Source organism: Enterococcus sp. SMC-9 (genome assembly GCF_021011285.1).
GTDB classification, from domain to species: domain Bacteria; phylum Bacillota; class Bacilli; order Lactobacillales; family Enterococcaceae; genus Enterococcus_C; species Enterococcus_C montenegrensis.
Genome location: NZ_JAILYE010000001.1, coordinates 86385 through 102741, shown reverse-complemented (window position 1 = coordinate 102741; position 16357 = coordinate 86385). Strand labels below are relative to the sequence as shown.

The following is a 16357-nucleotide window of genomic DNA, read 5'->3' as shown; positions in this document are numbered from 1 at the left end:
CATTTATTATTGTAACGTGCTTTTTTTAATCAGTAAAAAGATACACCTAAAAAGCGAGGTCTAGTCAAAGTTATCTTTGACCTTTATTGACCATAACTGTATTATACTAAATTTATTTATTGGTGCAAGTAATTTGTCTGATTTGAAAATCAGTAACTTTTTTTCATTTTGTTACTGGATTAAATATTTTTTTAGTATAAATGCCCAATAACTTGCCTCTAAAAGATTGGAATAGAAATTATTTTGCTAATTGGACTAGATATCTTTTGTTCTATTATGAGAGAAAACGGTTGTACGATTGAAAAAAAAATGGTAATCTTAACAGTTGAAAGGGCCTTTTTTGATGGTTTATTTGGACTGTTAAAAAAGAAAACCCTCACAAAAAACTTGTTTCACAAAGGAGACCGATTAATATGGAAAAAAAAGATTTTCACGTAGTAGCAGAAACTGGGATTCACGCACGTCCAGCTACATTATTAGTACAAACTGCTAGCAAATTTAACTCTGACATTAACTTAGAGTACAAAGGTAAATCTGTAAATCTTAAATCTATCATGGGCGTTATGTCTCTTGGTGTTGGCCAAGGTTCTGATGTAACAATCACTGCTGAAGGTGACGCAATGGCAGCAATCGTTGAAACAATGAAGAAAGAAGGATTATCTGAATAATGGTTGAAATGCTAAAAGGGATCGCCGCAAGTGACGGAGTTGCCGTTGCAAAAGCTTACCTGCTAGTTCAACCGGATTTATCCTTTAACAAAATTTCTGTAGAAGATACTGAAGCAGAGGAAAAAAGAATAGACGATGCTTTAGCAAAATCTACCGAAGAACTACAACAAATTCGGGAAAAAGCAGCGCAAAGTTTGGGCGAAGCAGAAGCTCAAGTATTTGACGCTCATTTAATGGTTCTTTCAGATCCTGAAATGATCGGTCAAATTAAACAAAACGTGAAAGATAACAAAGTCAATGCTGAATCAGCATTGAAAGAAGTTACCGACATGTATATTGGCATGTTTGAAGCAATGGACGACAATGCTTACATGCAAGAACGCGCAGCTGATATCCGTGACGTTGCCAAACGTGTCTTAGCACATTTGTTAGGGGTTACTTTACCAAACCCTTCAATGATTAATGAAGAAGTTGTTGTGGTTGCCCACGACTTAACACCAAGTGATACTGCACAATTAGATCGCAAATTCGTTAAAGCCTTTGTTACTGACATCGGTGGACGGACTTCTCACTCTGCAATCATGGCACGTTCTCTTGAAATCCCAGCAATTGTTGGGACAAAAGAAATTACTGCCAAAGTAAAAGCAGGGGACATTCTAGCTGTTAATGGTATCATTGGGGATGTCATCATTGATCCAACTGAAGACCAAAAAGCACAATTCCAAAAAGCTGGTGCAGATTTTGCTGCCCAAAAAGCTGAATGGGAAAAACTAAAAGAAGCAGATACTGTCACAGCTGACGGTAAACACTTTGAATTGGCTGCTAATATTGGAACACCAAAAGATTTAGAAGGTGTTCACAATAATGGCGCTGAAGCAATCGGTTTATATAGAACTGAGTTTCTTTATATGGATTCTCCTGATTTTCCAACTGAAGAAGATCAATTTGAAGCTTATAAAGCAGTTTTAGAAGGTATGGGTGAAAAACCTGTCGTTGTTCGTACCATGGATATCGGTGGTGACAAGGAATTACCTTACTTGACTTTACCGCATGAAATGAATCCTTTCTTAGGTTACCGCGCATTGCGTATCAGCTTGTCAGAATTAGGAGACGACATGTTCCGTACACAGTTACGGGCATTGTTACGTGCTTCTGCTTTTGGTAACTTACGTATTATGTTCCCAATGGTAGCAACTTTGAAAGAATTTAGAGCGGCTAAAAAAATGTATGATGAAGAACGTCAAAAATTAATCGACGAAGGTGTAACAGTATCTGATACAATCCAAGTCGGTATTATGATTGAAATTCCAGCGGCGGCTGTCTTAGCTGACAAGTTTGCCAAAGAAGTTGACTTCTTCAGTATTGGTACTAATGATTTGATCCAATACACAATGGCAGCAGACCGTATGAACGAACGCGTGTCTTATCTTTACCAACCATATAACCCATCTATTTTACGTTTGATTAAAAACGTAATTGATTCAGCTCATGCTGAAGGTAAATGGGCAGGTATGTGTGGTGAAATGGCCGGTGACCAAACTGCTGTGCCAATTTTGATGGGAATGGGCTTGGATGAATTCTCAATGAGCGCAACATCAATTCTTAAAACACGTAGCTTAATGAAACGTTTATCTACTGAAGATATGAAAGTTCTTGCTGATAAAGCATTAAATGATTGCGATACAATGGAAGAAGTCATTGAATTAGTAGAAGAAGCTGTTAAATAAAAAGTTTTTAACCTCAGAGATTTTCTCTGAGGTTTTTTTGTCGTACATAATAATACATAGCTGATAACTTACAAATTCAATTTTTGACAGCGTCAAAAAAGAAAAGCGTTTTCTAATATGCTATGCTAAAGAAAAGGGTTAGGAGTTGGCGAAATGCATGAGTATGATCTGACAACGTTCGAGATAATTGCTAGATTGTCTTTGGCAATTGTAATGGGCGGGACAATTGGCTTCGAGCGAGAATATAAGAGTCGTCCTGCCGGCATGAAGACGCATATTTTAGTTTGTGTGGGTGCGGCATTAATTGCGCTGATTCAAGATGAAGTCGCTTCACAAACGGTGGAATTTGCGCAACAAATGCCAAAACTTGCTAATGTGATGACGGCAGATCAAACCCGTTTAGTCGCACAAGTCGTTAGCGGTATTGGTTTTTTAGGGGCGGGAACAATTATTATGACAAAACAAACAGTCAAAGGTCTGACAACAGCGGCATCTGTTTGGGCAGTCGCATCAATTGGAATTGCTTTGGGAATGGGATTTTATCTAATTTCTCTCACTGGCTTTTGTTCTATTATGATAGCGCTAGCATTGATTTCATATTTAGTACCGCTACCAAAAGTAAGACGTCTACAAGTTGAAATCGCCCATGGTGATCAGACCGTGGCTTTTATTAAAAATTATTTGGCTAAAAATGAAGTAATCGTGGAAAAATCTGACCTTAAAATTACGCGGGAAAACCCAAAGTCAAATCGTAAATATTTAATTATGTTCACATTGACAGTGCCAAAGGATGTAGACGAAGAAGATTTAGTGTCTGAGCTTTCGGATAATTCAGATATTTTAATGATTCAGATTGTTGAATAGTCTAACGAGTTTGTCACTTGCACGTTTTTTTATTGCTATTTTAGTCACACAAACGCTAAAATATAAGATGAAATAGGACTATAGTTTGATTTAAGTATATAAGAGCTATGATACACTATAAAAAAGTTGTTGGTTAACTGTATTAGTTACAGCGAAATAGTTTGGAGGAAAGACTGTGAAAATCGGGTTTTTTACAGATACCTATTTCCCGCAAGTAAGCGGGGTTGCAACGTCAATTAAAACATTGAAGACCGAGTTGGAAAAAAAGGGGCATGAAGTCTATATTTTTACTACAACAGATCCTAATGCAGTTGGTATTGAAGAAGATATTATTCGAATGCCAAGTGTTCCTTTTGTCTCGTTTAAAGATCGCCGTATCGTTGTGAGAGGGATGTGGTATGCGTATTTAATTGCCAAAGAGCTAGAATTAGACTTAATTCATACCCATACTGAATTCGGGGCGGGTCTTTTAGGAAAAATGGTCGGCAAGAAATTGAAAATACCAGTAATTCATACGTATCATACAATGTATGAAGACTATTTACATTATATTGCCAAGGGAAAAGTGGTTCGACAGTCTCATGTGAAATATTTTTCTCGTTTATTTGCCAATCATACAACCGGAGTAGTGTGCCCTAGTGAGCGCGTGATTGATACTTTAAGAGGGTACGGGGTTACTTCGCCGATGCGGGTAATTCCAACTGGGATCGAATTAGAGAAATTTGAACGCCCCGATATAACAGAGGCTATGAAAAAAGAATTACGGCAAGACTTAGGTATTTTAGATGATGAAATCATGTTATTGTCTTTAAGTCGTATTTCTTATGAAAAAAATATTCAAGCAATTGTTCATGGACTTCCTGCTATTGTAGAAAAATTACCACAGGCTCGTTTAGTAATCGTTGGGAAAGGTCCTTACATGGAAGACTTAAAAGAGTTGGTGGCAAGCCTGTCTTTAAGTGATTGTGTTCATTTTGTCGGTGAAGTCCCTAACGATGAAGTAGCGCTTTATTATCATGCCGCGGATTATTTTGTTAGTGCTTCTACTTCAGAGACACAAGGTCTTACTTACACAGAAGCAATGGCAGCAGGGACACCGTTAGTAGTTGAGGGAAATGACTATTTAAACAATTTAATTGATGATCCATCTTTTGGCGTCACGTTTGCGACTGATGATGATTTTGCAGCTGCTTTGGTCCAATATATCAATAAAGGATTACAAGTAGATTCTAAAAAACTTTCAGCTAAACTGTATGAAATTTCCGCAACGCATTTTGGTGAGGCGATGTTAGATTTTTATCATGATATGATTGCTTATTATGCTAATTTATCTTTAGAAAAAGAAACTGAACCAGCGATGAAAAAAATCAAAGTGAAATTATATTCCTTTAAACGTACCTCCAATTAATTTGTAGACATATTGCAAGAAAAAATCACAACTTTAGCTTATACTAAAGTTGTGATTTTTTTACGTGTTTAATACGTAGAGAGGATGGTAAAAATGAAAATTGGTTTTATCGGTATCGGTGTCATGGGGCATTCCATGGTATCGCATTTAATGGATGCAGGCAATGAAGCGTATGTCTATAATCGAACAAAAAGTAAAGCAGATAAGATTGTTGAAAAAGGTGCCATTTGGAAAGATACGCCAGAAGCAGTTACGCAAAGTGCTGATGTAGTATTTTCAATTGTGGGCTATCCTAATGATGTAAAAGAAATTTACTATGGCGAAAATGGTATTTTTTCAGCGGATGTAAAAGGGAAAATTTTAGTTGATATGACAACAAGCACACCTTCTTTAGCAGAAGAAATTGCTAAAACAGCTGTACAAAAAGGTGCGCAAGCGCTAGATGCACCTGTTTCTGGTGGTGATCTGGGTGCCAAAAATGCAACCCTGACCATTATGGTAGGTGGAACTAAGGAAGCTTATGAAAAAGTGCTTCCGCTTTTTAAAGCAATTGGTAAAACCTATGCACTACATGGTGGTCCTGGTAAAGGCCAACACACAAAAATGGCCAATCAAATCATGATTGCTGGCACAATGACGGGTATGACAGAGATGCTGGTTTATGGTAAAGCAGCAGGATTGGATTTGCCAAAAGTTATTGAAACAGTAGGTGGGGGTAGTGCCGCCAATTGGTCACTAACAAACTATGCACCGCGTATTTTAAAAGAAGACTACACACCTGGCTTTTTTGTAAAACATTTCATTAAAGATTTGAAGATTGCACTAAATGAAGCTGAAAAAATGAAGATTGATTTACCAGCGACAAAAGAAGCGACACGGTTATACGAATTGTTAGCTGAAAAAGGTTATGAAAATGATGGTACTCAAGCTTTAATTAAACTATGGTGGGGAAACTAAGGTTTTTACAAAAAAATATGATTTTTTTGTAAAAATCAATGCAAGCTGCTATCGCTTTTGATACAATATAACAGAAGTTGAGAAAAAGGAGGCTTTCCCCATGACAAGTTCACAATTAGTTGCCATTATCAGACGGCTAGAAGCAATGACTGAAGCAACCGATAATGAAATTCAAGTCCGCCGCTTTGAAAAAGAAGGCGTTGAAAAATGTACCGTGACTTACGATAAATCAACTGAAACATTTGAATTGACTGAAACAGATACCCAACAACACTATCAATTCGACAATATTGATATCGTGGCAATGGAAATCTATGATTTAATTCAATAATCGGCATAAAAAAACACGAGAGGAATTTTCTCTCGTGTTTTTTTGACGGCAAAAAGTATAAGTTTTTCACAAGTAAAAACAGTGATCTAACTGCTTTAGCATGGTTCAACCCTTTGGTCAAAGCTTAAATTTACGAAAATGAAAAGCTATTTTTCTCAAATTTTGGTTTTATAGCTCAGGGCTGAAGGATTCCTTTAGCTTTTTTGTTGCAGTTTTATTCGCTTAATTCTTTCATTAAAGCTGGGACAGTCGTCATTTCATTAACCTTAAAAACATTACTGCCAGCAAAAACCAATCCGCAATCAGGGTTTTCAGTGACACTATTTAATAGCATTTCTGTAATACAATAAGGAATTGTCTTACGATCGCAATGATCATATGACAGACAACTACGGCATTTTGCAATCGGGATTTGTTTTGTTTTAATCGTTTCGGTAAATTTATTTTCTATAGCTCTACCGGGCATGCCAACAGGACTTTTAATGATTTTAACATCTTCTTTTTTTGCATTTAAATAGCGTTGTTTGTAATCGCTAGGGGCATCACATTCTTCTGTTACTACAAACCGGGTTGCCATTTGGACACCGGCGCAACCAAGTTCAAGGTAATGGTCTATATCAGCGCGATCATAGACGCCACCAGCAAAAAAGACGGGAATTTCACATTGAAATTTTTTGCCATATTCTTTTGCAACAGCAATGATTTTTTTGACTTCTTCATCCATGTTCGCAATCGCGTTTTCTATACCGTCGTACTTAAACCCTAAGTGACCACCTGCTTCTGGCCCTTCAATAACTAAAAAATCGGCAGTACGCGTATAACGTTTTGCCCAAGTGCGTAAGAGTACTTTCGCTGCTTTTTCAGAGGAAACAATAGGGGCGATTTTAGTTTTTGAACCGGCCACTAATTCTGGTAAGTGAATCGGTAGACCAGCGCCAGAAATAATCACATCAGCACCGACTTCTACGCAACGTTGTACATATTTTTCATATTTAAAAGTTGCGCACATGATATTAAATCCCACGATACCGTTTCCTGCAATGGTCTTTGCCATTTCGTATTGATCTTTGATCGCTTTCATATTGGCTTTAAAAGGGGCTCGTTCAAAAAGAGGGTCGTTAAATCCAATCTGAGCACAAGAAATAATGCCCATTCCGCCATTCTTTGCTACACTGCCGGCTAAACGAGAAAGGCTGACACCAATACCCATTCCTCCTTGAATAATTGGAACTTCTAAAGTAAGGTCACCAATTGTAACGGGTGTTAATTTCATAGTCGTCTCCTTAATAAAATACTTTGATTTTCAAACTAAATTAAATATTAGCTTCCGCATAGAACCTTGTCAATCAAATTTTAGAATATCGGCAATAAACTCAGAAATTGTTAACTGTTAGTTTAGAAAATAGAAAAATTTGTAAAAAAGTATTGCATTTTCAAAAAGTATATAATATATTTTGATAGTCAAATGATTTGATAATCAAACTAATTTGGATGGTGAAAGTGTGGATAAAGATCTTGAAACAGTCAATGACTATCTCGTCAGCGTCTTCAATGATATTTTAACAATCGAAGAATCGGAGCTGCAAAAATCCCAATTCAATGATTTGAGTATTACTGAAATGCACACGATCGAAGCTATTGGCATGTATAAAAAAAAGACTACTTCAGAAGTAGCAAAAGAACTTTCCATCACGGTGGGGACATTAACGACCGCCATCAACCGGTTAGTTAAAAAAGGCTACGTTGAACGTATTCGTAGTGAAGATGATCGACGGGTTGTCAAACTCGGTTTGACAAAAAAAGGCAAGTTATTATTCCGAGTTCATCAATATTTTCATCGTCAAATGATTAAACGTGTCCTAACTGGCATGGATAGTGATGAGGAAGCAACTTTGTTAAAAGCTTTAAAAAATCTCCATGATTTTTTACAAGAGTATAAGTGAGTGTGAAGATGAGAAAATACGGAAAAATTACAGCTACGGCTAGCTTTGTTCCGCCACAAATCATTAAAAATGATGACTTGGCTAAAATTATGGATACTTCAGACGAGTGGATTAAAAGTCGAACTGGTATTTTAGAACGCCGCATTGCTACAAGTGAGAACACTTCTGATTTATGTATCGGTGTTGCTGAAAAATTATTAGCCAAAAGTAAAGTTGCTGCTGATGAATTGGATTTCATTATTGTCGCAACGATGACACCTGATTATGCGACGCCTTCTGTTGCATGCATAGTGCAAGGGGCAATTGCCGCACGTAATGCACTAGCCTTTGATTTATCAGCTGCGTGTTCAGGTTTTGTCTACGCCTTATCATTGGCCGAAAAGCTACTGCAAACAACGGCGCAAAAGGGTCTGGTCATTGGCGGCGAAGTTCTTTCAAAAAGTATAGATTGGCAAGACCGCACAACTGCTGTTTTGTTTGGCGATGGTGCTGCCGGTGTTTTACTTGAAACAAGCATGCTCCCAATGATTAATAAAGAAAAATTACAAGCCGATGGCACTAGAGGGGCAGCACTGACCTCAGGTTATGTAGAAAATGGTAGCCCGTTTGCCGCTAAAAAAGGACAAGCTTCACCTTATTTGCAAATGGAAGGTCGGGAGATTTTTGATTTTGCAACGCGTGATGTTGTAAAGGCAATTGATAATTTAGTAGCCGAAGATAAAGATGAAATTGACTTTTATCTACTACATCAAGCAAATTCCCGTATTTTAGACAAAGTGGCAAGAAAACTAAAAGTCCCGCGGGAACGCTTTTTACAAAATATGGACAAGTATGGTAATACGTCTGGAGCAAGTATTCCACTTCTTTTAGACGAAGCTGTAACAGATGGAATTATTCGTCTGGATGGCACACAAAAATTGGTGTTTTCAGGCTTTGGCGGTGGTTTAACTTGGGGAGTTATACAAGTGACACTGTAAAACCTGTTTGCAATATAAACTTAAAAATAATTCATTTAATTGGAGGAAATACACATGGTATTTGAAAAAATTCAAGAAATCGTAGCAGAAGAATTAGGTAAAGAAAAAGATGAAATTCAATTAACAACAAACATTCAAGAAGATTTAGAAGCTGATAGCTTGGATTTATTCCAAATTATTAATGAAATCGAAGACGAATTCGATGTGAAAATTGAAACTGAAGAAGGCATCGCAACTGTTGCTGATCTTGTAAAATATGTTGAAGCACAAAAAGCTGAATAATTACTCTTAAGCTGGGCGGTAGTCTGGCTTTTCTTATAATGAAAGAAATTTTTTCTTTCATTATAAGAAAAGCTAATCAAATGAAATTGAAAGCTTAGAAAACTGTAAAATAAACTGTTTTAAGATGACGACTTGAAATGAAAAGACGGAGGATAATGAATGAAAACAGCTTTTTTATTTAGTGGTCAAGGAGCGCAATATACTGGCATGGGAAAAGAGTTATATGCTAATGAGAAAATCGTAGCGGAAACTTTTGACCAAGCTAGCGAAGCGTTAGGGTACGATATGGCGGCATTGTGCTTTGATGAAGATCAAGTGGATAAATTAAATCAAACTGAATATACGCAACCGGCAATTTTGACAGTTAGTATCGCATTTTGGCGTCTCTTGTCAGCAAAAGGTTTTACAGCAGATGCAGTTTGTGGTTTGAGCTTAGGAGAGTACTCTGCTTTAGTTGCAAGTGGTGCAATTGATTTTAAAACAGCAGTAGCTTTAGTTGCAAAACGTGGTCACTTTATGGCTAACGCCGCCCCGGCTGGAAGTGGCAAAATGGTAGCAGTTATGAATACACAAAGTGAAATCATCGAACAATGTTGCCAAAAAGCCAGCGATATTGGCATTGTTTCACCGGCAAACTACAATACACCACAACAAATCGTGATTGGTGGTGAAGTAGCTGCTGTGGATAAAGCATGTGAATTATTAATGGAAGCTGGTTCTAAACGTTTGATTCCATTAAATGTTAGCGGTCCTTTTCATACTGCATTATTAAAACCGGCGGCTGAGCAATTAGCAGTAGAATTGGCAAAAATTAATTTTGCGCCAATGACAGTCCCTGTTATCAGTAACACAACAGCGCAAGTGATGCCACAAAGTGAAATTAAATCACTTTTAGAGCAACAAGTAATGTCACCTGTTCATTTTTATGAAAGTGTAGATACATTAAAAAAATTAGGGATTACTCAAATGGTGGAAATTGGACCGGGAAAAGTGTTGAGTGGTTTCTTAAAGAAAATAGATAAAACAATTGCAACAACACGAGTAGAAGATAGCAAAACATTAAATGAAACAATTGCATTCTTGGCGGACGAATAGTCGCCTTTTTGGAGGAAGAGATGGAGCTTAAAGGAAAAAATGTCTTAATTACAGGTAGTACCAGAGGAATTGGTTGGGCAATTGCAGAAGCCTTTAGTCAAGAAGGTGCAAATATTATTTTGAATGGGCGACGCCCGGTTCCACAAGAACTAATTGACACAATCAAAGCTCATGGTGTTTTTTGTATGGGCGTTGCTGGTGATATCAGCGACTATACAACAGCTAAGAATTTATTAGTAGAGGTTGAAGAACAATTAGGAAACGTTGATATCTTAATCAATAATGCAGGGATTACCAATGATAAGCTGTTATTACGCATGACACCTGAAGATTTTGAGAGCGTTATGAAAATTAACTTAAGCGGAACTTTCAATATGACGCAATTGGTTATGAAAAAAATGTTGAAAAAACGTTGTGGTGCAATTATTAACATGTCTTCGGTCTCAGGTTTAATCGGCAATGCGGGCCAAGCAAATTACGCTGCCAGTAAAGCAGGGATGGTTGGGTTTACCAAATCGGTGGCAAGAGAAGTAGCACCTAGAGGAATTAGCTGCAATGCAATTGCACCAGGTTTTATTGCCACTGATATGACAGAAGTTCTTTCTGATAAAGTCAAAGAACAAGTGACACAAAATATTCCAATGCAAAAATTTGGTACAGTAGCAGATATTGCCCAAACAGCAGTTTTTCTAGCTAAAAGTCCGTATATCACTGGTCAAGTTATTAATGTTGACGGTGGTTTAGTGATGCATGGCTAGATGTGGCTGTTTGTTTGAAGAAAAACAGATTTAACAAGGAGGACAATATGAATCGCGTAGTCATTACAGGTTACGGTGTCGCTTCGCCAATTGGTAACGATGCCCAAACATTTTTAGATAGTTTAAAAGAAGGAAAAAATGGGATTGGTGAAATCACGCAATTTGATGCAAGCCAGACTGGTATTACAGTCGCAGCGGAAGTAAAAGACTTTCCGTTTGATAAATATTTCATCAAAAAAGACGCCAAAAGAATGGATAAATTTTCATTGTTTGGAATTTATGCAGCTTTAGAAGCTGTGGCAATGTCTGGTTTAGACACAAAACAAATGGATGTTGATCGTTTTGGGGTGATGGTAAGCTCTGGTATTGGGGGTCTACAGACAATTCAAGATCAAGTTATTCGTATGCATGATAAAGGTCCAAAACGTGTTTCACCAATGTTTGTACCAATGTCGATCGTTAATATGGTCGCAGGGAATATCGCCTTAAAAGTTGGTGCTAAAGGTATTTGTACAAGTACTGTAACAGCTTGTGCTTCTGGTACCCATTCAATTGGCGAAGCTTTTCGTAATATTAAACACGGCTATGCAGATGTTATTTTAGCCGGTGGTGCTGAGGCATCCATTAATGAAATTGGTATCTCTGGTTTTGCAGCTTTAACCGCTCTAACTAATGAAAGTAATCCAGATAAAGCTTCTGTCCCATTTGATGAAAATCGTAGTGGTTTTGTTATGGGTGAAGGCGGGGGTGTCGTTGTTGTAGAATCATTAGAACACGCACAAGCGCGGGGTGCAAATATTTTAGCTGAAATCGTTGGCTATGGTGCAAATTGTGATGCTTATCATATGACTGCGCCAAATCCCGATGGCTCTGGCGCTGGCAAGGCAATGAAATTGGCAATGCAAGAAGCAGGTATTACACCAAAGGACGTAGATTATATTAATGCCCATGGAACTAGTACTCCTGCTAATGATGTAGCCGAAGCTAAGGCCATTCAATATGGCTTAGGTGAAGGATACAAAGATACGTATGTTAGCAGTACGAAATCTATGACCGGCCACTTATTAGGTGCTGCTGGTGGTGTAGAGGCAATTGCTTCAATTTTGGCATTACAACATCAATTTGTGCCGCCAACCATTAATGTCACAAAGCAAGATCCTGCAATTGATTTAAATGTTGTTACCAATCAAGCAAAAGAGGCAGAATTAAAATATGCTATGAGTAACTCATTAGGTTTTGGCGGTCACAATGCTGTGATTTGTCTAAAACGTTGGGAGGCGTAGTTTACGTGAATATCAATGAAATTAAGGACTTATTAACACAATTTGATCAGTCTACATTGACGGAATTTGATTTAAAAGATAATAACTTTGAATTGTACTTTAATAAAAATCAACAAGTGCGAAGTCAGAATACTTCTGCACCACAAGAAATTAAATCGCAAGGCACAACGCCACCAGCAGCAAATTTTGGTTTGGACAATGAGTCTTTAGATGCTGCCGCTATTACACCAATAGCACCTTCAGAAGATATTAAAGTAACAGGTACAGAAATTGTCTCTCCATTAGTAGGTGTCTGCTACTTACAAAGTGGTCCAGATCAGCCAGCTTTCAAAAAAGTTGGTGATAAAGTGGAAAAAGGCGAAGTTCTTTGCATTATTGAAGCGATGAAAGTCATGAATGAGATCGTCAGTGACATTACTGGCGAAATCGTTCAAATTTTAGTGGAAAATGAACAAGTGGTGGAATTCAATCAGCCATTGTTTGTTGTGAAAGAAGGTTAAATCATGTCAGTGATGACAATTGAAGAAATTAAAGCAATTATTCCCCATCGTTATCCTTTTTTATTAATTGATCGAATAGAAGAATTAGAAGAAGGTAAAAAAGTTGTTGCTAAGAAAAATGTGACCGTAAATGAGCCTTTCTTTCAAGGTCATTTTCCGCAAGAGCCGGTTATGCCAGGGGTATTAATTATTGAAGCCTTGGCCCAAGCAGGTGCAGTGGCATTACTTTCTTTACCAGATTTTAAAGGAAAAACAGCTTATTTTGGTGGGATTGATAAGGCGAAATTCCGTCGTAAAGTCGTACCTGGAGATACATTAATGTTGGAAGTTGAAATCTTAAAAGTTAAAGCTTCAGCTGGAATCGGCAAAGGTATCGCTTATGTTGATGGAAAAAAAGCTGCTGAAGCAGAATTAACCTTTATGATTGGATAGGTGAATGTATGTTTTCAAAAGTTTTAATTGCAAATCGTGGAGAAATTGCGGTACGCGTTATTCGGGCGTGTCGTGAACTAGGAATTCAAACGGTTGCTGTATACTCTGAAGCAGATAAAAATGCACTCCATGCCGAAATGGCAGATGAGGCAATCTGTATCGGTCCTGCCAAGGCCAGTGATTCTTATTTGAATGTTCAACAAATTTTAAGTGCTGCAATTGTCACAAAAGCAGAAGCGATTCATCCGGGCTTTGGCTTTTTATCTGAAAACAGTCGCTTTGCTGAAATGTGTGAAGAATGCAACATTACTTTTATTGGACCTAAAAGTGAGACGATTGATGCCATGGGAAACAAAATTAATGCACGACAACTAATGATAAAAGCAGACGTTCCGGTTATTCCAGGCAGTGAAGGTGCATTAGATACTGTTGCTGAGGCATTGGCATTGGCTGATGAAATTGGTTATCCAGTAATGTTAAAAGCAGCTGCAGGTGGTGGTGGTAAAGGTATCCGCAAAGTGATGACACAAGAGGAATTACCGCAACATTTTAAATCCGCCCAACAAGAAGCAAAAGCAGCTTTTGGTAATGATGCTATGTATTTGGAAAAAATTGTCTACCCAGCTCGTCATATCGAAGTTCAGATTTTAGGTGATGATTATGGCAATATTATTCATTTAGGTGAGCGAGATTGCTCGTTGCAACGTAATAATCAAAAAGTTTTGGAAGAAGCACCGTCTGTTGTGATTTCCAAGCAAAAACGCTCGGAATTAGGGGCAGCGGCTGTACGGGCTGCAAAAGCGGTTAACTATCGTAATGCAGGTACAATTGAATTTTTAATGGATGAGAGTGGTTCTTTTTATTTTATGGAAATGAATACCCGAATTCAAGTCGAACACCCAATTACTGAAATGATTACGGGGATTGATCTTGTAAAAAAACAATTGGAAATTGCCGCTGGTGAAAAATTAACTTTAAAACAAAGTGAGATAACAATCAGTGGCCATGCCATTGAATGTCGAATTAATGCAGAAAACCCTGCTTTTAATTTTGCGCCAGCTCCAGGTACAATTCACAATCTCTTTTTACCTAGTGGTGGACTAGGCTTACGTGTTGAAAGTGGGATGTATTCTGGATATACAATCCCGCCTTATTATGACTCCATGATTGCAAAAGTTATAGTTCATGGGCAAACACGTTTTGAAGCATTAATGAAAATGCAACGGGCACTAGGAGAATTAGTCACAGATGGCGTGACGACCAATGCCGAATTTCAAATGGATTTAATTTCTCATCCGAATGTGATTGCCGGTGATTATGATACTGCCTTTTTACAAACTATCTTTTTACCAGAGTGGACACCTGAAGCATAGGAGGGATTTATTTGGCTTTATTCAAAAAGAAAAAATATATTCGGATCAATCCCAACCGTACGCAGGGGACAAATCAAAAACCACAGGTTCCAGATAATTTGTGGGCAAAATGTCCGAATTGCAAACATATGCTTTATACCAAAGATATTGGGGTAGAAAAAATCTGTCCATATTGTGGTTATAATTTTAGAATTAGCGCTTGGGAAAGAATCGCAATTACGATTGATGAAAAAAGTTTTGATGAGTGGGACGTTGATATTTTTACTAAAGATCCACTGAATTTTCCAGGTTATAAAGAGAAAATAAGACAGACGCAAAAGAAAACCGGCTTACATGAAGCGGTATTAACCGGCGAAGCAACAATCAACGGTCTGCCTTTAGCACTAGGAATTATGGATCCGCATTTTATTATGGGGAGTATGGGGACAATCGTCGGCGAAAAAATCACCCGTCTATTTGAAAAAGCACTTGAAAGAAGATTACCTGTAGTGATTTTTACAGCTTCAGGGGGAGCCAGAATGCAAGAAGGAATTTTTTCTCTAATGCAAATGGCAAAAATTTCAGCGGCAGTAAAACGCCATAGTAATGCTGGACTATTTTACTTAACGGTTTTGACAGATCCGACAACAGGTGGCGTGACGGCGAGTTTTGCCATGGAAGGGGATATTATCTTGGCAGAACCACAAAGTCTAATTGGCTTTGCTGGTCGTCGCGTAATCGAACAAACGATTAAACAAGAATTACCCGAGGACTTCCAAAAAGCAGAATTTTTGTTAGAACATGGTTTTGTCGATCAAATTGTTCCACGTATCGAGTTAAAGAATAAAATTGAACATTTGTTGAAATTACACACGACAGAAGGGTGGTTGGCTAAATGACCGCGGCTCACGAGATTGTGCAGTTGGCCCGCGGCAAAGAACGGCTGACTGCTTTAGAATTTTTTGATTTAATTTTTGAGGACTATGAAGGATTCCATGGAGACCGACTCTTTGCAGATGATCAAGCAGTGGTCGGTGGCATCGCGACATTAAATAAAAAACCGGTCACGGTTATAGGGATTCAAAAAGGGCGGGATCTGCAGGAAAATTTGCAAACCAATTTTGGTTCGCCCCATCCTGAAGGTTATCGTAAGGCCTTGCGATTAATGAAACAGGCGGAAAAATTTCAGCGTCCGGTGATTACTTTCATTAATACTGCTGGTGCATATTGTGGAATCGGTGCTGAAGAAAGAGGCGAAGGTGAAGCGATTGCCAAAAACCTGATGGAAATGTCTGATTTGAAGGTTCCGATTATTGCGATTATCATTGGCGAAGGTGGTAGTGGAGGTGCCTTGGCCTTGGCTGTGGGTGATGAAGTATGGATGATGGAGCATTCTATTTATGCAATTTTATCGCCGGAAGGTTTTGCTTCTATTTTGTGGAAAGATGGTAGTCGCGCTAACGAAGCGGCTGCATTGATGAAAATTACGGCCCAAGAATTATATGATTTAAATGTAATTGAAAAAGTTATTCCCGAGACAAAAGAGGGAATAACTTTGCCACAAGAAACGATAGTTCAGTACATGCAGCAGGAGCTTGCTGCAAAATTAACTGTCTTAGCACAAAAGGACGTCGAAACTTTATTGAACGAGCGCTATGAACGCTTCCGTAAGTATTAAAAAGACGTATCATTTCCTAAAACAGGAAATGATACGTCTTTTTGCGGTGATAGTAATGAAAACAGAAGCTGTATAAATAAAAAATATGATAAAATCAAGTAA

General features: G+C 37.9%; 18 protein-coding genes. 17 read left to right on the top strand and 1 reads right to left on the bottom strand.

What is annotated here, in order from left to right; translation table 11 throughout:
- Window positions 1–413: 413 nt before the first annotated feature.
- The 6 genes from K4422_RS00520 (at window position 414) to K4422_RS00495 (ending at window position 5955) form a co-directional block, all read left to right on the top strand.
- Window positions 414–668, top strand: a complete 255-nt coding sequence (locus tag K4422_RS00520; protein WP_230708521.1) for a phosphocarrier protein HPr — start codon at window positions 414–416, stop codon at window positions 666–668.
- On the top strand, window positions 668–2395 hold the full coding sequence (gene ptsP, locus K4422_RS00515; RefSeq protein WP_206903977.1) for a phosphoenolpyruvate--protein phosphotransferase: 1728 nt from the start codon (window positions 668–670) through the stop codon (window positions 2393–2395). The genes K4422_RS00520 and ptsP overlap by 1 nt, the downstream gene beginning before the upstream one ends.
- Window positions 2396–2548: 153 nt before the next feature.
- On the top strand, window positions 2549–3259 hold the full coding sequence (locus K4422_RS00510) for an MgtC/SapB family protein (protein ID WP_230708518.1): 711 nt from the start codon (window positions 2549–2551) through the stop codon (window positions 3257–3259).
- A 175-nt stretch (window positions 3260–3434) separates the two neighbouring features.
- The gene (locus tag K4422_RS00505; RefSeq protein WP_230708516.1) at window positions 3435–4667 is read left to right on the top strand and encodes a glycosyltransferase family 4 protein; all 1233 of its coding nucleotides are present in this window, start codon (window positions 3435–3437) and stop codon (window positions 4665–4667) included.
- A gap of 93 nt (window positions 4668–4760) precedes the next feature.
- Complete coding sequence (locus K4422_RS00500) at window positions 4761–5624, top strand: NAD(P)-dependent oxidoreductase (protein WP_206904194.1); 864 nt, start codon at window positions 4761–4763, stop codon at window positions 5622–5624.
- Between the two features lie 100 nt (window positions 5625–5724).
- A complete protein-coding gene (locus K4422_RS00495) occupies window positions 5725–5955 on the top strand; it encodes a YkuJ family protein (RefSeq protein ID WP_071864753.1) in 231 nt (76 codons plus the stop codon).
- Window positions 5956–6169: 214 nt separating this feature from the next.
- On the opposite strand, the gene K4422_RS00490 is transcribed toward K4422_RS00495, so the two are convergent.
- Window positions 6170–7228, bottom strand: a complete 1059-nt coding sequence (locus K4422_RS00490) for an NAD(P)H-dependent flavin oxidoreductase (protein WP_230708515.1) — start codon at window positions 7226–7228, stop codon at window positions 6170–6172.
- 229 nt (window positions 7229–7457) lie between these two features.
- Between K4422_RS00490 and fabT the strand changes: the two genes are divergently transcribed.
- The 11 genes from fabT to K4422_RS00435 all read left to right on the top strand — a co-directional run bounded on the left by fabT (window position 7458) and on the right by K4422_RS00435 (window position 16255).
- Window positions 7458–7898: a fatty acid biosynthesis transcriptional regulator FabT gene (gene fabT / locus K4422_RS00485; protein ID WP_016172187.1), complete on the top strand. Its 441-nt coding sequence runs from the start codon at window positions 7458–7460 to the stop codon at window positions 7896–7898.
- Between the two features lie 8 nt (window positions 7899–7906).
- Window positions 7907–8875, top strand: coding sequence for a beta-ketoacyl-ACP synthase III (locus K4422_RS00480; protein WP_230708514.1), 969 nt, complete (start codon window positions 7907–7909; stop codon window positions 8873–8875).
- 54 nt (window positions 8876–8929) lie between these two features.
- Entirely contained in the window at window positions 8930–9157 is a 228-nt protein-coding gene (locus K4422_RS00475; RefSeq protein ID WP_071864750.1) for an acyl carrier protein, read from the top strand.
- Between the two features lie 159 nt (window positions 9158–9316).
- Window positions 9317–10252: an ACP S-malonyltransferase gene (gene fabD, locus K4422_RS00470; RefSeq protein WP_230708513.1), complete on the top strand. Its 936-nt coding sequence runs from the start codon at window positions 9317–9319 to the stop codon at window positions 10250–10252.
- Between the two features lie 20 nt (window positions 10253–10272).
- The gene (gene fabG / locus K4422_RS00465) at window positions 10273–11010 is read left to right on the top strand and encodes a 3-oxoacyl-[acyl-carrier-protein] reductase (RefSeq protein WP_230708512.1); all 738 of its coding nucleotides are present in this window, start codon (window positions 10273–10275) and stop codon (window positions 11008–11010) included.
- Between the two features lie 47 nt (window positions 11011–11057).
- Window positions 11058–12293, top strand: coding sequence for a beta-ketoacyl-ACP synthase II (gene fabF, locus K4422_RS00460; RefSeq protein WP_230708510.1), 1236 nt, complete (start codon window positions 11058–11060; stop codon window positions 12291–12293).
- Window positions 12294–12298: 5 nt separating this feature from the next.
- Window positions 12299–12793 (top strand): acetyl-CoA carboxylase biotin carboxyl carrier protein, encoded by a 495-nt coding sequence (accB, locus tag K4422_RS00455; RefSeq protein WP_230708508.1) that lies wholly within the window; start codon window positions 12299–12301, stop codon window positions 12791–12793.
- A 12-nt stretch (window positions 12794–12805) separates the two neighbouring features.
- The gene (fabZ, locus tag K4422_RS00450; RefSeq protein ID WP_230708986.1) at window positions 12806–13225 is read left to right on the top strand and encodes a 3-hydroxyacyl-ACP dehydratase FabZ; all 420 of its coding nucleotides are present in this window, start codon (window positions 12806–12808) and stop codon (window positions 13223–13225) included.
- A gap of 8 nt (window positions 13226–13233) precedes the next feature.
- The gene (locus K4422_RS00445) at window positions 13234–14598 is read left to right on the top strand and encodes an acetyl-CoA carboxylase biotin carboxylase subunit (protein WP_206903985.1); all 1365 of its coding nucleotides are present in this window, start codon (window positions 13234–13236) and stop codon (window positions 14596–14598) included.
- A gap of 11 nt (window positions 14599–14609) precedes the next feature.
- Entirely contained in the window at window positions 14610–15476 is an 867-nt protein-coding gene (accD, locus tag K4422_RS00440) for an acetyl-CoA carboxylase, carboxyltransferase subunit beta (RefSeq protein ID WP_206903986.1), read from the top strand.
- Entirely contained in the window at window positions 15473–16255 is a 783-nt protein-coding gene (locus K4422_RS00435) for an acetyl-CoA carboxylase carboxyl transferase subunit alpha (RefSeq protein WP_230708506.1), read from the top strand. Before accD ends, K4422_RS00435 begins: the two co-directional genes overlap by 4 nt.
- Window positions 16256–16357: the final 102 nt, after the last annotated feature.